The organism is Exiguobacterium sp. s89, assembly GCF_018617735.1.
Lineage (GTDB): Bacteria > Bacillota > Bacilli > Exiguobacteriales > Exiguobacteriaceae > Exiguobacterium > Exiguobacterium marinum.
In genome coordinates this window covers 1-768 of record NZ_JACSKS010000015.1, presented here as the reverse complement: position 1 = coordinate 768, position 768 = coordinate 1, and the positions used below count along the sequence as shown (strand labels likewise).

The following is a 768-nucleotide window of genomic DNA, read 5'->3' as shown; positions in this document are numbered from 1 at the left end:
CGTTCCCATGCCGAACACGGAAGTTAAGCGTCTCAGCGCCGAAAGTAGTTGGGGGATCTCCCCCTGTGAGGATAGGACGTTGCCAGGCTACATATTGGAGGATTAGCTCAGCTGGGAGAGCACCTGCCTTACAAGCAGGGGGTCGGCGGTTCGATCCCGTCATCCTCCACCATTTACACCTGCCGGTGTAGCTCAGTTGGTAGAGCATCTGACTTGTAATCAGAGGGTCGAGGGTTCGAATCCTTTCGCCGGCACCATTTGATCTTTTTAAAAAGTCTACCGCTAGAAATTATACCTTGCCGGGGTGGCGGAATTGGTAGACGCACAGGACTTAAAATCCTGCGAGGGTTTCCTCGTGCCGGTTCAAGTCCGGCCCTCGGTACCATTAATATTTTCCTATGATGATTATTCGTCTCGCACCCTTAGCTCAGCTGGATAGAGCGTTAGACTACGAATCTAAAGGCCGGGAGTTCGAATCTCTCAGGGTGCACCATTTTTGACGGGAAGTAGCTCAGCTTGGTAGAGCACTTGGTTTGGGACCAAGGGGTCGCAGGTTCGAATCCTGTCTTCCCGACCATCATCACTTATATGGGGCCTTAGCTCAGCTGGGAGAGCGCCTGCCTTGCACGCAGGAGGTCAGCGGTTCGATCCCGCTAGGCTCCACCAATTTTACTTTTTACAGACGAACTTTGAAAACTGAACGATGAGGCAAAAAAAGTTTTACAATTTTTGAATGAAGCGCAAGCTTCGTCAATTTAAGAGCTATAT

The 768-nt window shown here is 50.5% G+C and carries 6 tRNA genes and 1 rRNA gene; all 7 read left to right on the top strand.

From position 1 onward, the window contains the following. Positions 1-88, top strand: a 5S ribosomal RNA gene (rrf, locus tag KNO96_RS14265); the annotation flags it as partial. Between the two features lie 8 nt (positions 89-96). Then, positions 97-172: transfer RNA gene (locus tag KNO96_RS14260), tRNA-Val, on the top strand. Between the two features lie 9 nt (positions 173-181). After that, a tRNA-Thr gene (locus tag KNO96_RS14255) sits at positions 182-257 on the top strand. A 41-nt stretch (positions 258-298) separates the two neighbouring features. Then, positions 299-385, top strand: a tRNA-Leu gene (locus KNO96_RS14250). A gap of 31 nt (positions 386-416) precedes the next feature. Next, positions 417-493, top strand: a tRNA-Arg gene (locus KNO96_RS14245). Between the two features lie 7 nt (positions 494-500). Next, positions 501-577, top strand: a tRNA-Pro gene (locus KNO96_RS14240). 13 nt (positions 578-590) lie between these two features. Beyond that, a tRNA-Ala gene (locus KNO96_RS14235) sits at positions 591-666 on the top strand. Positions 667-768 lie beyond the last annotated feature (102 nt).